The sequence below is a fragment of the Paenibacillus sp. FSL M7-0802 genome, from assembly GCF_038004945.1.
Classification (GTDB): domain Bacteria; phylum Bacillota; class Bacilli; order Paenibacillales; family Paenibacillaceae; genus Paenibacillus; species Paenibacillus polymyxa_B.
This window is the reverse complement of sequence record NZ_JBBOSD010000001.1, coordinates 2,332,436-2,349,506: the sequence shown is the minus strand read 5'-3', so window position 1 is coordinate 2,349,506 and position 17,071 is coordinate 2,332,436. Positions and strand designations below refer to the sequence as shown.

Annotated in this window: 15 protein-coding genes, 1 rRNA gene and 1 riboswitch; of the genes, 12 read left to right on the top strand and 4 right to left on the bottom strand. The window is 47.2% G+C overall.

The window, feature by feature from the left end; translation table 11 throughout:
* Nucleotides 1-33 precede the first annotated feature (33 nt).
* Nucleotides 34-150: ribosomal RNA gene (gene rrf, locus MHB54_RS10975) — 5S ribosomal RNA — on the top strand.
* Nucleotides 151-329: 179 nt separating this feature from the next.
* Here the strand turns inward: rrf and MHB54_RS10970 are convergent.
* Complete coding sequence (locus MHB54_RS10970; RefSeq protein WP_023986660.1) at nucleotides 330-488, bottom strand: hypothetical protein; 159 nt, start codon at nucleotides 486-488, stop codon at nucleotides 330-332.
* Between the two features lie 294 nt (nucleotides 489-782).
* Between MHB54_RS10970 and MHB54_RS10965 the strand changes: the two genes are divergently transcribed.
* The 5 genes from MHB54_RS10965 to MHB54_RS10945 all read left to right on the top strand — a co-directional run bounded on the left by MHB54_RS10965 (nucleotide 783) and on the right by MHB54_RS10945 (nucleotide 7,064).
* On the top strand, nucleotides 783-2,114 hold the full coding sequence (locus tag MHB54_RS10965; RefSeq protein WP_023986661.1) for an extracellular solute-binding protein: 1,332 nt from the start codon (nucleotides 783-785) through the stop codon (nucleotides 2,112-2,114).
* Between the two features lie 228 nt (nucleotides 2,115-2,342).
* Complete coding sequence (locus MHB54_RS10960; RefSeq protein WP_023986662.1) at nucleotides 2,343-3,233, top strand: carbohydrate ABC transporter permease; 891 nt, start codon at nucleotides 2,343-2,345, stop codon at nucleotides 3,231-3,233.
* 5 nt (nucleotides 3,234-3,238) lie between these two features.
* Nucleotides 3,239-4,072 (top strand): carbohydrate ABC transporter permease, encoded by an 834-nt coding sequence (locus MHB54_RS10955; protein ID WP_370671150.1) that lies wholly within the window; start codon nucleotides 3,239-3,241, stop codon nucleotides 4,070-4,072.
* A 30-nt stretch (nucleotides 4,073-4,102) separates the two neighbouring features.
* Nucleotides 4,103-5,899, top strand: a complete 1,797-nt coding sequence (locus MHB54_RS10950) for a sensor histidine kinase (protein WP_340981602.1) — start codon at nucleotides 4,103-4,105, stop codon at nucleotides 5,897-5,899.
* Nucleotides 5,880-7,064, top strand: a complete 1,185-nt coding sequence (locus MHB54_RS10945) for a response regulator (protein WP_068940999.1) — start codon at nucleotides 5,880-5,882, stop codon at nucleotides 7,062-7,064. Before MHB54_RS10950 ends, MHB54_RS10945 begins: the two co-directional genes overlap by 20 nt.
* 72 nt (nucleotides 7,065-7,136) lie before the next feature.
* On the opposite strand, the gene MHB54_RS10940 is transcribed toward MHB54_RS10945, so the two are convergent.
* Nucleotides 7,137-8,042, bottom strand: coding sequence for a LysR family transcriptional regulator (locus tag MHB54_RS10940; protein WP_053324464.1), 906 nt, complete (start codon nucleotides 8,040-8,042; stop codon nucleotides 7,137-7,139).
* A 160-nt stretch (nucleotides 8,043-8,202) separates the two neighbouring features.
* Here MHB54_RS10940 and MHB54_RS10935 point away from each other — a divergent pair, with 160 nt between their 5' ends.
* The 6 genes from MHB54_RS10935 (at nucleotide 8,203) to MHB54_RS10910 (ending at nucleotide 14,916) form a co-directional block, all read left to right on the top strand.
* Entirely contained in the window at nucleotides 8,203-8,793 is a 591-nt protein-coding gene (locus MHB54_RS10935; protein ID WP_023986667.1) for a flavin prenyltransferase UbiX, read from the top strand.
* A 28-nt stretch (nucleotides 8,794-8,821) separates the two neighbouring features.
* The gene (locus tag MHB54_RS10930; RefSeq protein WP_068941001.1) at nucleotides 8,822-10,240 is read left to right on the top strand and encodes a non-oxidative hydroxyarylic acid decarboxylases subunit C; all 1,419 of its coding nucleotides are present in this window, start codon (nucleotides 8,822-8,824) and stop codon (nucleotides 10,238-10,240) included.
* Nucleotides 10,241-10,281: 41 nt separating this feature from the next.
* On the top strand, nucleotides 10,282-10,506 hold the full coding sequence (locus tag MHB54_RS10925) for a non-oxidative hydroxyarylic acid decarboxylases subunit D (RefSeq protein ID WP_053324466.1): 225 nt from the start codon (nucleotides 10,282-10,284) through the stop codon (nucleotides 10,504-10,506).
* 71 nt (nucleotides 10,507-10,577) lie between these two features.
* On the top strand, nucleotides 10,578-11,039 hold the full coding sequence (locus tag MHB54_RS10920; RefSeq protein ID WP_068941003.1) for a pyridoxamine 5'-phosphate oxidase family protein: 462 nt from the start codon (nucleotides 10,578-10,580) through the stop codon (nucleotides 11,037-11,039).
* 164 nt (nucleotides 11,040-11,203) lie between these two features.
* Nucleotides 11,204-12,364, top strand: a complete 1,161-nt coding sequence (locus MHB54_RS10915) for a serine hydrolase domain-containing protein (RefSeq protein WP_068941005.1) — start codon at nucleotides 11,204-11,206, stop codon at nucleotides 12,362-12,364.
* A gap of 215 nt (nucleotides 12,365-12,579) precedes the next feature.
* On the top strand, nucleotides 12,580-14,916 hold the full coding sequence (locus MHB54_RS10910) for an Ig-like domain-containing protein (protein ID WP_068941007.1): 2,337 nt from the start codon (nucleotides 12,580-12,582) through the stop codon (nucleotides 14,914-14,916).
* 70 nt (nucleotides 14,917-14,986) lie between these two features.
* On the opposite strand, the gene sdaAA is transcribed toward MHB54_RS10910, so the two are convergent.
* Together sdaAA and sdaAB are read right to left on the bottom strand one after the other, a co-directional pair.
* Entirely contained in the window at nucleotides 14,987-15,886 is a 900-nt protein-coding gene (sdaAA, locus tag MHB54_RS10905; protein ID WP_013308429.1) for an L-serine ammonia-lyase, iron-sulfur-dependent, subunit alpha, read from the bottom strand.
* Entirely contained in the window at nucleotides 15,876-16,565 is a 690-nt protein-coding gene (gene sdaAB / locus MHB54_RS10900) for an L-serine ammonia-lyase, iron-sulfur-dependent subunit beta (protein WP_013308430.1), read from the bottom strand. The genes sdaAA and sdaAB overlap by 11 nt, the downstream gene beginning before the upstream one ends.
* Before the next feature lie 209 nt (nucleotides 16,566-16,774).
* Nucleotides 16,775-16,890: riboswitch (glycine riboswitch) on the bottom strand.
* Between the last annotated feature and the right edge of the window lie 181 nt (nucleotides 16,891-17,071).

Below are 17,071 nucleotides of genomic sequence, written 5' to 3'. Positions count from 1 at the left end.
TTCCTGTTAAAGAATTTACAATGTAAATTCATGTTTGGTGGCGATAGCGGAGGGGTTCCACACGTACCCATCCCGAACACGACCGTTAAGCCCTCCAGCGCCGATGGTACTTGGACCGCAGGGTCCTGGGAGAGTAGGACGTCGCCAAGCAAGATAAAAGAGCACAGCCTTAACGGGCTGTGCTCTTTTTCCTATAACCGATTCATTTATCATTCACATGAAAGACCATTATCGTGGATTCGGTCAAAAGTTTTATGGTATTCTGGTTGTCCTTTGTATAGTGGTGCCTAGTCAGCTTTTTTAACTGAGGACAGTATTAACTGGGGAAGTTAATCTATTTCAACCTGTTCTGTCTGAAGGACACTCAAGGTTTGAAGTTTACGGGTAATTTCTTTTTGCCACTTTGTATCTCCGACTTGTACGGCAAGATTGAGAAGATCCAAATAATCATCAATATGCAGGGAGGTTTTATTAAAAGTTTCTTTCACTGCGGTCCTGCCTCCTTTAAAGTCTATGTGTATTTATCATTTAATAATGATAATCATTATCAAACTATGATCTTATTCATATTATGCCTGTGTTCTAGATAAATTGCAAGTTATGATATGAATGAATTTTGAAGCACGCAAATGAGGGCTTGAAAAAACAAACCCTTCTCCTTAAGTTCACGCATTGTTCACGTCTTTTCTATGGAACATAATGAAAAGAACAAGCGGGCATTGAGTGTCCACCAATAAGGAGGGCAAATTGCGCAATGCTTCAACAAGAGGAGGAAAAAGACCATGAGCAGAACAAAAATGAAAGCGTTTGCCATTGTGATGGCGAGCGCCTTGGCATTGACGCTGGCAGCTTGTAATAACGGACAAAGCGCAAGTCCGGGAAATTCAGGAGAACCGAGCAGAGGCACCGCAACGAAAGATGTTACGATTACCTTTCAGAACATTAATCCTGATCCGAGCACCCCTTCGTACAAAATGATTAAGCAAATTGTAGGTCAATACGAGCAGGATCATCCTCATGTCAAAATTGAATTGGATTCGCTAAATACAGATCAACAAAAGCTTAAGCTGAAAACACAGGCAGCGGCGAAGGAAGTACCTGATATCACGATTGTAAACCCAGCTGCACAGATGAAGCCATTCGTAGATGCCGGGCTGCTGGCTCCATTAAACGATGTGGCTGATAAAGAGGGGTTAAAAGATACGTTTCAGAATGGACTTCTTAATTACTATAGCTTCGACGATAAGCTCTATGCTTTTCCGGACGGTAACAATATAGAAGTGGTGTTTTACAATAAAGAACTGTTCAAGCAGGCGGGAATCCAGAAGTTGCCGACCACCTTTGACGAGCTGATTACGACGGTCAAGACGTTGAAGGCGAAGGGAATTACTCCGATTGCCATTGGGGAAAAGGATTCATGGACGGGTTCCCTCCTTTTTATGAATATTTTGTTGCGTACAAATGAAGGGCCGAATTTTCTCAATGATGTACTGGACGGTAAAAAGACGTTTAACGACCCAGCTTTTGTGGAAGCGGTGGATGCATTTCAGGAATTGGTGCAGGCAGGAGCTTTCCCGGATGGAGCTACATCTATTGACTATAATGCAGGCGGTAATATTTTTAAAACAGGAAAAGCCGCGATGTATATCATGGGTACATGGGAAACGGGGTCAATTGATGCTTCTTCGGTAGCAGGTAAGGTAGGAGCGTTTCAATTCCCTACGGTGAATGGCAAGGGTGATGTGAATGAGTATGTAATTGCGCCGGGCAGCGCATTTGCGGTATCTGCGAACAGTGAACATTTACAGGAGACGAAGGATTTTCTGCACTATTTTATTACGGAGATGCCCAAAATTCAGTTTGATCTGAAAAATGCGATTGGCAGTGGTCAGAAAATGAAAGGTGATCTGAAGGAAGCGGGCTACTCCGAGTTAGCGATTAGTCTTAATGAGCTGTTCAAGAATGTAAAAGGGGGCGATCTCGCTTTTGATAATACGATGAATCCGGCTATTGCGCAGGCGCATCTGAGTAGCATTCAAAACCTGTTCGTGCAAAAAGAAGACTCTGCACAAGTTGCCAAGGAACATCAGAACACTTTTGAAGCGAATAAATAAGTGAGGATTTTGCAAAAATCCAATAAGCGACTCCCAATGAACAATATATAGATCGAAATGGCCTAGTTCGTCTAGATATTGCACTTTGGAGCGACTGGAATCGAATTTTGCAAAATCCTGAAGTAGCTGACACTAGGGAGGGGGCAGAGTGCTCCTTCCCTGATTGGAAATCATGTAGGTTGTGCATCCTCAGAAGATGTTCAGAATCAACACAAAGGAGATTAGAGCATGAATGTACTGAAGGTGCCAGCACGTACCATTGCCGTTTTCGTGCTACCCTGCCTGTTGTTGTATACCTGTATGGTATTTGTTCCGATTCTGGTGTCGGTGTATTGCGGATTGCTGGATTGGAACGGAATCGCCGAGGCAAAGTTCGTGGGGCTGGCTAATTTTGAACGGATTTTTACAGCAGATTCAGTGTTCTGGCCGTCCGTGAAACGGACTATGATGTTCGCTGTGTTTTCCATGCTGGAAATTCCGTTCTGTCTGTTGCTGGCGATCTTGCTTAATCGTTATGTGCGTAAGGCCAATACGCTGGTTACGATGTATTTTCTGCCGGTTATTCTATCGGTGGTCATTATCGGGCAGCTGTGGAAGACGATCTATAATCCAGCTTCGATGGGTGGAATGCTGAACGGTATTTTGCTGGCGATTGGGCTGGAAAGCTGGACGCGCTCATGGCTGACGGAACCGCAGATAGCGATGTACGCCCTCTATTTTGTATCGTTGTGGCAGTATTTTGGCTATCATTTACTTATCCAGTTTACCGGTGTACAAAATATACCGAATGAGCTGTACGAAGCAGCCAAAATTGATGGAGCTGAAGGATTCAAAGCAGACCGCTATATTACGCTGCCGCTCATTGTACCTATTTTCAAGATATCAATTGTATTAGCATTTATCGGCTCCCTGCAATCGTTTGATTTGATCTGGGTGATGACGGGTGGAGGACCAGCTCATGCAACGGATACAGTATCTACGTATATGTACAATATGTCCTTTTTATCGATGAAATACGGATATGGCAGCGCATTAGCTTCAATTCTCGTAGTGATTTGCTTGTCATTTACAATTGTGATAAATTTTGTTTTCAAACGAATCGAAAATAAGGTAAGCTAAAGGAGATGGAACTGTTGAATGCCTTAAAAAAAACGGGAGTCTTTTCCTTATTGGCAATCTTAATTGTCACGCAGCTGTATCCACTCTTTTGGCTGCTGACCTATTCGTTGAAGACGAATGAAGAGATATTGAGCTCAAGCTTCTTTGCACTCCCTCAAGTGCCCCAGTGGCACAACTATCAGGAAGCCTATGAATCAGGGAGCTACTTGCGTTATTTAGGAAACAGTGTACTGGTGACCGGGGTTACGATGATTTTCGTCATTTTGTTAAGCTCAATGGCTGCTTATGCGATTACACGTTTTCGTTGGCGCTTCGGGGCTGTTGTGCTGACTTTGTTTCTGATCGGGATGATGATCCCGATGCAAGCTACGCTGCTGCCGCTGATGGTGATGTTTAAAAACGTCCATATTCTGAATACGTATTTCTCACTGATTTTACCCTACATTGCTTTTCAGACACCGATTGCGGTCTTCATCCTATCCGGCTTTATGCGGTCCATTCCCCACGAAATTGAAGAATCCGCTTACATTGACGGAGCAAGCATTTATCGTATTTTCCGCAGTGTAATCTTACCCATCTCGATTCCGCCTATCATGACGGTATGTATTTTAACTTTCATTAACATCTGGAATGAATACATTATGGCTGCCACCTTTATCTCGTCCGAGAAGCTCAAAACTCTCCCTTTCGGCGTATATACGTTCGTCAGCCAGTATTCTGTGAACTACGGTAATATTGGTGCTTTTCTAGTCATGGGTGCCTTACCGGTCATTATTATTTATTTTGTTCTGTCCGAAAATATCACCAAGGGCATGGTTGCGGGAGCGGTTAAAGGATAGGCGGCCGATGCGAAAGGAGCGCACGGAGGTATGCTGCGCCGTTTTCAATCCATTCAATACCGCTTGTTTGTTCTGTTCCTGTTGAGCATGTCCGGCATTGTGCTGGCGGTCAGTCTATTATTTTACAACCGTACTACGGTGCAGTTCCATGATAAGGTCAGCGAGCTGGCGCGTAAAAATGTATCCCAGACGGCAGGCCTGTTCGAATTGCTACTCGGCAGCTATAACAGTCTCTCCAAATCGATCAGCAACAATATGGATTTGGTTCGTCTGTTGACGACGGATAGTAGTGATTTACCTGCTGTCAATTACATCAACGAACGTACGATTACGAATATTCTGGGCGCTATCTATTATTCGCGTGAGGATCTGATTGGCATCCATGTCATCACAGACACAGGCAAGGTATATAACTATGGCAATTATATGAATGTCATTGATACTCATTACGAACATACGGAATGGTATAAGGAAATTCGAAAGTCGGCGGGCAAAATTGCATGGCTGGGCGTGTATCCTCACTCTGTCATTGATCAGGTGGAAACCAGACCCGTGTTTGCGTTTGGACGGCAGCTCTATGATCTGGATGAACACAAGCCGATTGGTATTGTCCTGTTTGAGGCTGAGCCGCGTTCTGTTTTGTCCGCTCTCCACAATTTGCGGTTAGGCACCAATAGTCAGGTATATTTGTTGGGTCATGAAAATCGAATTGTGTCGGCCACTTCCTCTGATCCGCCACCGGATTTGCAAAATCTAGAGCAGCAGGTACCGGAGGAGGATGTTATTGTAAATCGAAGTAATGAAAGAGTTGTAATCGCTTCCAAGTTGCCGTTTGCCGACTGGTCTGTGATTAGTGTGACACCTAGTGAGGATCTGAACGTGGAGTTGGTGCAAAATCAAAGGTACTTATTTATCGTGGCACCTATACTTATTATTGTGTCGGCGTTAATTGCATCTATCGTCTCCAGAGGCATTTCCCTTCCACTCAAGCGAGTCATTCGGGAAATGAAGCGGGTAGAGACAGGAAATTTCCGTCATACGGTAAACACCAAATCCTATGAAGAAATCAACCAACTAGCTACCTCTTTTAACCATATGGTAAGACGGATTGCAGAGCTAATCGAGCTGGTGCGTATATCATCGGTCAGTGAAAAAAATGCGGAGCTGCACGCGCTACAGACGCAGGTCAATCCACATTTTCTGTATAATACGCTGGATATGATCTATTGGATGCTGGATGAAAAGGGACAAGATCAGCTCGGAGAGGTGGTTCTCTCCTTATCCCATATGTTCCGTTACAGCAGCCATTGGGAAGAGGGGGCCGATGTAAGCCTTCGTGAAGAAGTGGAGCAGGTTGGGCACTATCTCACCATTATTCAAACTCGGCTGGAGGGTAGGGTATCTGTAGACATTAGCATTGATGAACGATGGATGGATATCCGCCTGCCGAAAATGACCTTACAGCCATTGATTGAAAATGCAGTGAAGCACGGACTGGAGCCTCTTCATGCGGATACAGGTGGCAAGCTGCTCGTCAGAGCGGAGGAATATGGCGGTGTATTGAGCCTGCACATCATCGACAACGGTGCAGGGATGGAGCACGAACGATGGGAGGTGGTCCAGGTCGCTTTGGCAGAACCCGGCAAACAGGCGGGCAGCGGGCAGGCGGGAGGCATCGGCCTGCAAAACCTAAATTTACGGCTACGGCACATGTTCGGAGAAGAGTACGGCCTACGGATCTCTAGCGCACCTGGGGCCGGAACAACAGCCACTGTAAGTGTGCCTCTGCCACAGAAGGAGGAGAAACATGAATATTCTGATAGCTGACGATGAAAATATGATTCGGCAGGGGATTCGGCGTACCATTGGCCAAGCTCTACCAACCTGCGGCATTCATCTCGCTGCTTCCACCGAGGAGGCAGCAGGCATTCTGGCGGAGCATCCTGTAGATATTGTATTAACTGATATCCTGATGCCCGGTATGGATGGTCTGGAATTCATGCGTATTTCTAAGCGAAAGCATCCTCATCTGCAGTGGGTTGTCATTTCGGCCCATTCCGACTTCCATTATGCACAAAGAGCAGTAAAGCTGGGTGCCAAAGACTACCTGTTAAAGCCGATTGGTAAAAGAAAGCTGCTGGAATGCATTGAAATACTGGCAGCCGAAGCGCTTGTGGCCTCGCAGCAGGCGAACGAGGGTAGGCTTCTCAAATCCAATATGGTTTATTTGCGTGAAGCCGTTTTCCAACGCTATGCCCTTGGACTGGATACGGGCAAGCTGGATATACAGCCTTTTGTCGAAAATTATCCGGAATTCCATCTCTTCATGGTTCGCATGGAACCTGATCACAAGCAGACACATCTGGAGCATTTTATGATTGAAAATGTACTGTCCGAGCTCATTGAGGCAGGAGGCAGCGGCTTTGTCGTCAGTCTAGACCGCCATAGTCTGCTGGGCATTGCAAGGGTAAGAGATGAGGCAGAGGCCGCACGGCTAGAGACGTTGCTCGAATCCCATTTGAAGCGTTATGTGAAGGTGCCCCTACAAATTACACGTTCGGGTGTTCATCACAATTTTGCCTCCATACCTGAAGAGGTGGCGCGACTAAGACGTACGCCAGAGGAGATTGCAGCCGCAGCAGCGGATACAGGAGAATGTCTCCGCAAAGGCATGCATACGGTAGATGTGGCATTGCAATACATTCGGGCTCACTTTACAGAGGAGCTGTCGCTGGAGAAGGTGGCTTCAATCGTATTTTTGAATCCGGTGTATTTCAGCCAGTTATTCAAGCAAAAGACGGGACAAGGCTACAAGGATTACGTCATTTGCTTGCGTATGGAGGAGGCGAAGCGGCTGCTCAGTGATCCTCATCTGCGGCTGGCTGATATTTCAGAGCGGATCGGTTATCAGGATATGAGGCATTTTACACAGGTATTCCGGCGCAAATGTGGAATGACTCCAACCGAGTATCGACATCAGGGAGTCAAATAAGGCGGTATCAACGACCGAATGAAGGAAGTTTTTCAAGCATCAGACTGTTTCAGGAGTAGAGCGGTGGAGCATCTACTCGGGAACAGTCTTTTTCGTGTCTCCAGCTTGTAGCAGTTCAACAAATTTGCGAGCTGCATTGGATAAATAACGATCCTTGCGCCATACGACGGCAGGCTGTGTGAAGGGGAATGGCTCCTTAATGGAGAGTGTGCGAAATCTGTCCCCGTATTCTTGTCCCAAGCCAGCGTCTGGAATAATGGTAATTCCCATGCCTGTGGAAACGAGCGAGAGAATGGTCGATATTTCTGGACAGTCCAGTACGACGTGCGGAATAAGATGGTGTTCCTGAAATTTGCGGATGACGGTTTCGTATAGTCCGTGTCCTTCTGTTCGACGTCCCAACAAGAGGTCATAGCTGGCAGCTTCCTGTAAGGTAATTTCCCCACTGGGATGGCGATCTGCCCATTCACACGGAAGAACCGCAACAAAAGAAACTCCCTCCAGTTCAATCGTATGGTACGATTTGTCATCTACCGGAAGCAGCAGCAGGGCCAGATCCACTTTATTTTGGTGCAGCAGTTCTTCCAGATGATGTGTGTCTCCGTGTCCTATTTTAACGTATACCTCTGGAAAATCCTGATGAAAGCGGCTGAGTTGTTCAGTAATCAGAGACATACAGGCGGATGACGTGCCTATGGAAAGTGTACCAGTTACTTTGTTTTCAAACTCCCCAATTTCTCTACAGGTGTCCTCCATTTCAGCCAATAATCGCTTGGCGCGTGTATACAGTGTATATCCGGCCTCGGTTACCTCCCACTTCTTTCCTTCACGGTAAATCAGCTTTACGCCAAGCTCGTCCTCCATATTTTTGAGTTGTTGACTCAGCGGAGGCTGGGCCATGTTGAGCGTTCTGGCGGCCTTGGTGATTTGCCCTTCCTCCACGATGACGCAAAAGTAATGCAGATGCTTCATGTCCATTGGGATTCCTCCTCATTTCTAAACAATGCTTCAACTTGAATACTTTTAAAGTATGTATTCCATATATTATATATATTTTTCGTGTGCAAGGAACAAGCGTATAATTTTTGACAGTAATGCATGGGTGAACATAAAACGATGGGATGGAAGGAGGGGACATATGAAGAAAATCATTGTAGGAATATCGGGAGCGACAGGGTCGATCTTTGGTATCCGTATATTACAACAATTACGAGAGGCTGGAGTCCAAAGCCATCTGGTGCTATCCCCGTGGGCTATTGCGAACATTCCCTATGAGACAGGCTACACGGTGAAGGAAGTGGAGGCAATGGCGGATGCAGTCTACTCGTATAAGGATCAGGCTGCGCGTATTTCCAGCGGCTCCTTTCGAGTAGACGGCATGGTCGTCGCTCCTTGCAGCATGAAGACCCTTGCCTCTATTCGTATAGGTATGGCGGACAACCTGCTTACCCGATCAGCGGATGTGATGCTGAAGGAGCGAAAGAAGCTGCTGCTCATGACCAGGGAAACACCATTAAGCAGTATCCATCTGGAAAATATGCTGGAGCTGTCACGTATGGGCGTGATGATCCTGCCGCCGATGCCTGCCTTTTATAATCATCCTGCAAGTATCGAGGAATTAGTGGATCATATTGTTTTTCGTGCATTGGATCAGTTCGGTATTGTCACAACCGCAGCCAAACGCTGGGATGGAATGAAGCAGAATGACTCCAGGCTGCACCAGAATTGAGAAATCGAAAGACGAAGGAGAATGAACAATGGCTTATAAAGACTTTCGCGATTTTCTACACACCTTGGAAAAGGAGGGACAATTACTCACGATCAGCGATAAGGTAAAGCCGGAGCCGGACCTCGCAGCAGCTAACAGAGCATTAAACAATCTTGGAGATAAGACGCCTGCTCTCTTTTTCAACAACATCTATGGATATACGGATGCTCGTATTGCAATGAATGTGATGGGCTCCTGGCCCAATCATGCCCTCATGATGGGAATGCCCAAAAACACGCCGCTCAAGGAGCAGTTTTTTGAATTTGCCAGACGCTATGAACAATTTCCGGTGCTCGTGAAGCGGGAAGAAACCGCTCCTTTTCATGAAGTCGAGATTACAGAGGATATTAATTTGTTTGATATTTTGCCGTTGTTTCGTTTGAATCAGGGGGACGGAGGGTTTTATCTGGATAAAGCAATTCTAGTTTCACGCGATCTGGATGACCCTGACACCTACGGTAAGCAAAATGTCGGTTTGTACCGGATGCAGGTAAAAGGCAAGAACCGTTTGGGCATCCAGCCTGTACCACAGCATGATATTGCGATCCATATCCGTCAGGCTGAGGAGCGCGGCGAAAATCTGAAGGTCGCTATTGCCCTCGGATGTGAGCCTGTGATTACAACGGCTGCTTCTACGCCGCTGCTGTACGATCAATCCGAATATGAGATGGCGGGCGCCATTCAGGGTGAGCCTTACCGTGTGGTCAAAGCGAAGGATGCAGATTTGGATCTGCCTTGGGGAGCTGAGGTCATTTTGGAAGGCGAAATGTTAGCAGGTGAACGTGAGTATGAAGGTCCATTCGGTGAATTCACAGGTCACTATTCCGGCGGTCGCGCGATGCCAGTCATTCAGATTAATCGTGTATATCACCGCAAACAGCCTATCTTTGAGCATCTGTACATCGGGATGCCTTGGACGGAAACGGATTATATGATCGGTGTGAATACAAGTGTACCGTTGTTTCAGCAGCTTAAGGATGCTTTTCCTAATGAAATCGTAGCCGTTAATGCCATGTATACGCATGGGCTGGTCGCTATTATTTCCACGAAAACCCGGTATGGCGGCTTTGCAAAGGCTGTGGGAATGCGTGCGTTAACGACTCCGCATGGATTAGGGTATTGCAAGCTGGTCATTGTGGTGGATGAGGATGTCGATCCGTTCAATCTGCCGCAGGTCATGTGGGCTTTATCCACCAAGCTTCATCCAAAGCATGATGCTGTCATTGTTCCTGGCTTGTCTATTTTACCGCTTGACCCCGGCTCTGATCCGGCAGGTATGACGCACAAAATGATATTGGATGCGACGACACCTGTAGCACCGGATATTAGAGGACATTACTCGCAGTCGCTCGATTCCCCGTTGGGTGTAGCAGAATGGGAGAAAAAGTTGAGCCAAATGCTTCGTTGAATATTTTTAAAAACAAAAAAAGATTAAAGGAGTGCTGACAGATGCATATTTGTCCCCGTTGTGAATCTAATCGTTCGGAGGTTGTTACCCGCTCGCCAGTTAAAGGCGCCTGGGAGGTTTTGTTGTGCCCTGTATGCCTGTTCACATGGCGGACCTCAGAACCGGATAGCATTACTGATCCAGCAAAGTATAAATCGGCGTTCAAGGTAAACCCCAAAGATATTCCGAATGCTGCTCATGTTCCTCCTATTCCAGAGCGGATATAGGGTCGTTCGTAAGTAGCCGTAAATTATGGTACTTTGAAGTTATAGGCCAAATGTAAAGGGGATTATACTTCATGCAGACACCAAGGATCGGTAAGGAACTGTTCACGCTACTGGACGGTAAGGTATTGGAGGACAAGCAGCATGAAGCAATGATGCTGCTGACGGTCACGGAAGATCAGTGGCCGCACATAGCGATGATTAGTGTGGGCGAAGTTGTAGCGCTGGACGAGGGGAATTTGCGTCTGGCACTATGGCCAGGCACGACCACGACGGGCAACATGATTCGTACCGGGAAGGCGACGCTTGCGGTGTTTACCGGGGGGAAGGCGCATTATGTGCGGTTGTCGCTGGAACATCTGCCTGCTTTGCCCGAAGCCAAGCATGTACGTGAGCGATTTGCGGCTCATGTTGTTGCATCCAGAGAAGATTCGGCCCAATATGCGGATATCTTGACGGGTGTCACGGTCCGTCTCAAGGAACCGGAATCGGTGATCCATCGTTGGAAGGAAACGGTGGCCGAGCTGTTAATGTAAAGCCATCTGATTATGACAAATAATCTATGTATTTACCAAGTTTACCGTTAAAATAAATGCGGGGAATAAGCGCTTACAAGGGATCGCGCTGAGCTTGTTGGAACAGGAAATTAGAGCGCGAGGGGAAGCCTGTTTCTTTTGAAGGAAAAATAGGAGGGATGAATATGTCTCGTTTTGACAAAGTAGATCAGCTATTGAAACATTTCGTAGCAAATGGGCCAGCAGGTTGCGGTTGTGCCATTGCCCAGAATGGTAAAGTGTTGTATGAAGGGTATCATGGATATGCTGATCTGGAAGCCCGAAAACCAATCACTGAGGATACAGTGTATCGCTTGTTTTCCATGACAAAGGTTGTTGTCTGTGCGGCTGCACTTATGCTGTACGAACGCGGGCAATTTTTGTTGAATGAGCCTTTGTATGAATATTTTCCCGAATATCGTAATGCGCATGTATTCAAAACCGCTCCTAACGGATACACCTATGTGGATAAGGCGGAGAAACCCATTTTAATTAAGCATATATTCAATATGAGTGTGGGTCTTCCCTATGCTTCCGAGTCTTCAGAGACAGGACGGGCCATGCAAAAGGTCCTTAGAACGTTAAAGGAAAAGCAGGGGAAATATGATCTGCGCACAGAAATTAAAGCGCTTTCTGAGATTCCACTTTCATTTGAGCCGGGAACACGCTGGTTATATGGATATGGACATGACCTGGTTGCAGGTCTTATTGAAGTGATTTCAGGTAAATCATTAGGGCAATTCCTAAAGGATGAAATATTTGATCCGCTTGGAATGAACAATACAGGTTACCGATATCGTGGAGATATTGAATCGCGAATGGCCTCCTTTTACCAACGAACAGACGCCGGAGAGCTAGAAAAAATAGAGGGTTTCTTGGATGAATATCATCAGCCCGATGCTATATATGAAAGTGGGGGCGCAGGTCTGTATTCGACAGTTAAGGAGTACCTTACATTTTCACAAATGCTGTCGAATGGAGGTATGGTAGATGGTGTGAGGCTATTAGGGAGAAAAACTATTGATTTAATGCGCACCAATCATCTGAATACAGATCAATTATTGGATTTTACTAATTCTTATCATACAGGTTATGGTTACGGACTGGGCGTGCGCACGTTAATTGATAAAGCGGCTGGGCATGCAAATAGTTCTATTGGAGAATTTGGCTGGACGGGAGTAGCAGGCACTTGGGTTTCTATAGATCCAAGCGAACAATTCTCCGTCGTTTATATGCACCAACTGGCTCCTAATATGGAAGAATACCATCATTTGAGAGTTCGCGCAGCAGCTTATAGCTGTTTGTAAATGCGAGGTTGTGGGTCTGTTGGGTAAACTCTTCACTATGGCTCTGAAGCTACACAAATTGTAATGTCTAATCTTTATCAGAAATGATCTAGTTAATAAGGACCAAATTTCCTTCGAAGCCTAAACTATTCTTTTCCATATGACGACATAAAACGTAGGTGTAAGGATTTTGCGAAATCCTTAATTTAAGTTTTGGAATGGGAGGGAATTAGATTTTGAAGAATAGATGGTCCGGTTTTCTGGCGTTGGTCATCCTGATTTCAAGTTTTACATCATATGCAGGGTTTGCATCTGCTGCGGATGCGGTGCTTTCCAAGATTGTCCTTTCCTCTAACGAGGTAACTTTGCAGCAGGGAGATACGGCTGCGTTGACAGCTACTGCTGTTTTTAGCGATGGGACAACCTCGAATGTAACCGTAAGCACGGATTGGAAAAGTGATAATACAGCTATTGCTACTGTGTATAACGGTACAGTTTCGGCCAAGGCTGAAGGGGAAGCCACCGTGGTTGCGACCTATAAAGAGAAGGTGCAATCGGTTCAGGTACATGTAACGAAAAAGGTTAAGGCGCTGACATCCAGTGTACAAAGCCTGAACTTGCGTTCAAGCGGTACAGGACAGGTTGATTTGACAGCGACATACAGTGATAATACAACAGCTCAGGTTTCGGGTGATGCTACTTGGACCTCCGATAATCAAAAGGTAGCCACAGTAGTTAACGGATTGGTTACCGCTCAGGGAGCAGGTACAGCCAATATTAAGGCCGTATATGGTCAACAGACCGTAACCATTGCTGTGCAGGTGGAGCAGGTTAAACGTCTCGATGTCAGTTCATCAGAGGTTTCTCTTTTGCTGAAGGATACTGAGAAGGTTAAACTTACGGCGACGTTCCCGGATGGATCGGTACAGGACGTAACAGAGTCCGCTGAATGGAGCTCCAGCAATGCAGCTGTGGCGGATGTACTGAAAGGCACCATTACCGGCTACAGCGCGGGAAAGGCGACAATTACAGGTAAATATGGCACGATGTCCGCTACGATTTCGGTAGATGTCGATCAAACGAATAAGCTGAAAGCCAGCGAATCCAATATTTTTCTCCGTCTGGATGAATCTAAAAAAATACAAGTTTCTGCCGTTTATCCGGATGGGACGGTAACGGATATCACAGATAAAGCTACTTGGACATCAAGCGATGAAAAAATTGCGACTGTGAATAAGGGAACGATTATGGCCATTGGAGCGGGTTCGGCTACGGTGACCGCTAAGTATGGAGATAAGACTGTTTCGATCAAGACAGATGTCGAAACCTCCAGATATTTGGATTTGAGTGAGGACAAGCTGAGCCTGAATGCCAAGGAATCCAAAAAGCTCAAGCTGACCGCAACGTATGTAACAGGTACGGAAGAAGATATCACAAGTAAGGCAGAGTGGAAGTCCAGCAATGAAGATATCGCTTTTGTCAGTGCGGGAGAAGTCACGGGTTATAAAACAGGTGAGGCTACGATCACCGCTTCTTATGGTGGCAAAACAGTTACAGCTACGGTATCCGTAAATGTACCCGGTGATCTGTCTCTGTCCTCCAAAACGGCAACGATTGATATTGATGAGGACTATACTGCAACTTTGACGGCTACTTATGCGGATGGGCGTAAGGAAGATGTAACACAGGATGCAGAATGGGCTTCAAGCGCGGAAGATATTGCTTCTGTGTCCAAAGGAACGATTACGGGTAAATCCGCTGGTAAAGCGGTTATTACAGCGACCTATAATGGCAAAAAACTGACGATTAACGTACAAGTAGGCCTTGTAGACCGTCTGGAAACAGACTCGCGTGTAATTGCGCTTGGTGCTCAGGAAACGAAGCAGCTGAAAGTAACAGGAGTTAAGAGTGGCGGTACAAAAACAGATGTAACCAAGGACGCCACCTGGACAACGAGCAATGTAAAAGTGGTTGAAGTTAGCGAAGGTTTGATCAAAGCGAATGGTAGCGGTAAGGCAACGGTGACTGCTTCATATGGCAAGCAAAACATTACGTTTACGGTAGAAGTGGACGTAGCGCAAAAGATTGAAGCGGATGCAATCGCGTTGTCACTTAAATCCGGAGATCAAAAAACCATCGCGATTGTGGTTAAATCGAGTGATGGTAAAGAAAAGGACGTTACGGCCCAAGCTGAATGGAAAACGTCTAATTATAAGGTAGCCACTGTTAAAAAGGGTCAGGTTACTGCGGTTAGCTACGGTAAAGCTAACATTCAGGCGAAGTTTGGCGGGAAGGTAATCAGCGTACCCGTGGATGTTGATACGCTTAAATATCTGCAAACAGACGAAGTTGCTTTGAATTTGAAGGCAGGACAGCTGGCCAAGGTTACGGCTACAGCCACGTATAAGGATGAGTCGGAGAAGGATGTTTCCAAACCGGCTGTCTGGTCCTCGTCCAGAATTGTTGTTGCGACCGTCAAAGACGGTAACATTAAGGCACAGGGCAAGGGCAAAGCAGTAATTACTGTGAAATATGCAGGTAAAATGACGAAGATACAGGTAACCGTTCAGTAAAAAAGAGAGCAAGCATACGTCCAAGGACGACATGCTTGCTCTTTTTTTTAAGGAGGCTACCGCTTATAAATTATGACTTATCCTTCTTGGTCGGTGTGTTGCGTGTAAGTGATTCAGTCAAACGCTTGCCAGTCGGCGTCTGGGCCAAGCCGCCTTTGGCGGTCTCGCGGTGCTTCGACGGCATCGCACTGCCGACTTCAAGCATCACGTCAATGACTTCGTCAGACGGAATAGCGCTGCGCACACCCGCCAAAGCCATATCCGCTGCGGCAAGCGCAGTCACGGCTCCCAGCCCGTTGCGCACGATGCACGGAATCTCCACGAGTCCGGCGACGGGATCGCAAATCAGGCCGAGCGTGTTCTTAAGAGCGAGGCCCACGGCGTGAACAGCCTGTTCAGGCGTACCACCACGCAGCTCGACCATAGCGCCAGCAGCCATCCCGATAGCTGAACCAATCTCAGCCTGACAGCCTCCCTCCGCGCCAGAAATGAAGGAGTTGTTGGCGATCACGTAGCCAATGGCTCCAGCGGCGAACAGGCCGTTCACCATATGCTCATCATCCCAGCCGAACCGCTCCTGCGCACTGATGAACACACCAGGGATAACCCCACATGAGCCTGCGGTAGGCGTGGCGACAATGCGACCCATGGATGCATTAACCTCCGACACGGAGAGGGCATAAGCCATGGCGAGCGCGGAGGCATCACCGGAGCAGGTTTCCCCTGACCGCAGATACTCGGCTAGGCGCTTGCCGTCACCGCCTGTCAATCCACTGCGGGATACGGTGTCTTGTGTTTGACCGCGATGAACGGCTTCCTTCATGACTTCATAATAATCAGACATTTGGCGAAAGATTTCTTCCTCCGTTGTATTCGTCTCTTGTACCTGCTCTTGAATCATCAAGCGGCCAATTGTGGTGGATTCTTCAGCGCATAAAGCGCTGATTTCATGCAGATGGCTAAACCGCATCGGATTCAGCTCCTTTTTTCAAATTAATCATCTTAATTTCATACATATGAGGTAAAGAACGCAGTTCCGCAATCAGTTCAGCTGGAGCAGAACTGTCCGTTTCAATGGCGGTGAGTGCTTCACCATCCCGGCCTTTGCGATCTACGTGCATATAGGCAATGTTAATGTGGGCCGCGCCCAGCGCTGAAGTTATCGCGCCCAATGTACCGGGCTTATCCGAGTGGAGAAGCACCAGCGTAGGCAGCTCCCCGGTCAGATTGACCCGGAATTCGTTAAGCTGCTGGACATGGATGCTGCCGCCGCCGATGGAGGAGCCCAACAGTGTGCGCTGATCCTCGCCCTTCCACAGCTCGAAACGGACAGTGTTCGGATGAGGCGCGGGGAGTCCGCTGACGGCGAATTCCACGGCCATCCCGGCTTGCTCTGCCCATTGCTCGGCATCCGGAATCCGGTGATCGTCCGTATCGTAATTAAGCAGCCCTGCGATGAGCGCCAGGTCTGTACCGTGTCCTTTATACGTGTCGGCAAAGGAGCCGTACAGCGTCATGCGGGCACGGTCAGGCTGCGTCCCGAGCCAGTGCCGGGCAACGCGTGCAAGCCGCACCGCGCCTGCGGTGTGTGAACTGGAAGGTCCGGTCATGGCCGGACCGATAATAGAAAATACATCTTTGAAACGCATGGTGTGGCCCCCTGTATGTTCTAATACCATACTATATGGTATTTCCGCGTCTTTGCGCGGTTAACGGTTCCTAATGCTGACGCACAATGTGAGCACAAAAAAGGACAGGATAAGGAAGTTTCCCTTATCTCTGTCCTCGTTACCTGAGAGTTTCGTGCGGTGTTCTTACCGCCTTACCCCTTGGGTGGCTTGCGCTCTCTCCAGAGTTGCGTCAGATGACGATACATGGACCTGAGAGATTATCCGTCAGCCGGGTGCTGACGTCTTGCTCCTTCGGTGCCGCCAGAGTGTAGGCTCCCTGGACAGACTCTCCCGTCATCTTCATTCGCGTATACCGTTCTACATGTCTTCCTTAGCGTAATGTATGCCGTGCTCGGTGTCAATCACAGGTTTAATTTTTACATAAACAGGTGCGTTTCCAATAAAAAAGATTAAAATTTACATAATTATGGATGAAACCAGGAAGGAATTAGAAGATTGGCGGCTAATCTGATAAAGGACAAGTA

Excerpts from the sequence above, each read along its gene's own strand:
- MHB54_RS10965 (WP_023986661.1), top strand. The coding sequence starts at position 783 with ATGAGCAGAACAAAAATGAAAGCGTTTGCCATTGTGATGGCGAGCGCC.
- MHB54_RS10960 (WP_023986662.1), top strand. The coding sequence starts at position 2,343 with ATGAATGTACTGAAGGTGCCAGCACGTACCATTGCCGTTTTCGTGCTA.
- MHB54_RS10955 (WP_370671150.1), top strand. The coding sequence starts at position 3,239 with ATGGAACTGTTGAATGCCTTAAAAAAAACGGGAGTCTTTTCCTTATTG.
- MHB54_RS10950 (WP_340981602.1), top strand. The coding sequence starts at position 4,103 with ATGCTGCGCCGTTTTCAATCCATTCAATACCGCTTGTTTGTTCTGTTC.
- MHB54_RS10945 (WP_068940999.1), top strand. The coding sequence starts at position 5,880 with ATGAATATTCTGATAGCTGACGATGAAAATATGATTCGGCAGGGGATT.
- MHB54_RS10940 (WP_053324464.1), bottom strand. The coding sequence starts at position 8,042 with ATGGACATGAAGCATCTGCATTACTTTTGCGTCATCGTGGAGGAAGGG.
- MHB54_RS10935 (WP_023986667.1), top strand. The coding sequence starts at position 8,203 with ATGAAGAAAATCATTGTAGGAATATCGGGAGCGACAGGGTCGATCTTT.
- MHB54_RS10930 (WP_068941001.1), top strand. The coding sequence starts at position 8,822 with ATGGCTTATAAAGACTTTCGCGATTTTCTACACACCTTGGAAAAGGAG.
- MHB54_RS10925 (WP_053324466.1), top strand. The coding sequence starts at position 10,282 with ATGCATATTTGTCCCCGTTGTGAATCTAATCGTTCGGAGGTTGTTACC.
- MHB54_RS10920 (WP_068941003.1), top strand. The coding sequence starts at position 10,578 with ATGCAGACACCAAGGATCGGTAAGGAACTGTTCACGCTACTGGACGGT.
- MHB54_RS10915 (WP_068941005.1), top strand. The coding sequence starts at position 11,204 with ATGTCTCGTTTTGACAAAGTAGATCAGCTATTGAAACATTTCGTAGCA.
- sdaAA (WP_013308429.1), bottom strand. The coding sequence starts at position 15,886 with ATGCGGTTTAGCCATCTGCATGAAATCAGCGCTTTATGCGCTGAAGAA.
- sdaAB (WP_013308430.1), bottom strand. The coding sequence starts at position 16,565 with ATGCGTTTCAAAGATGTATTTTCTATTATCGGTCCGGCCATGACCGGA.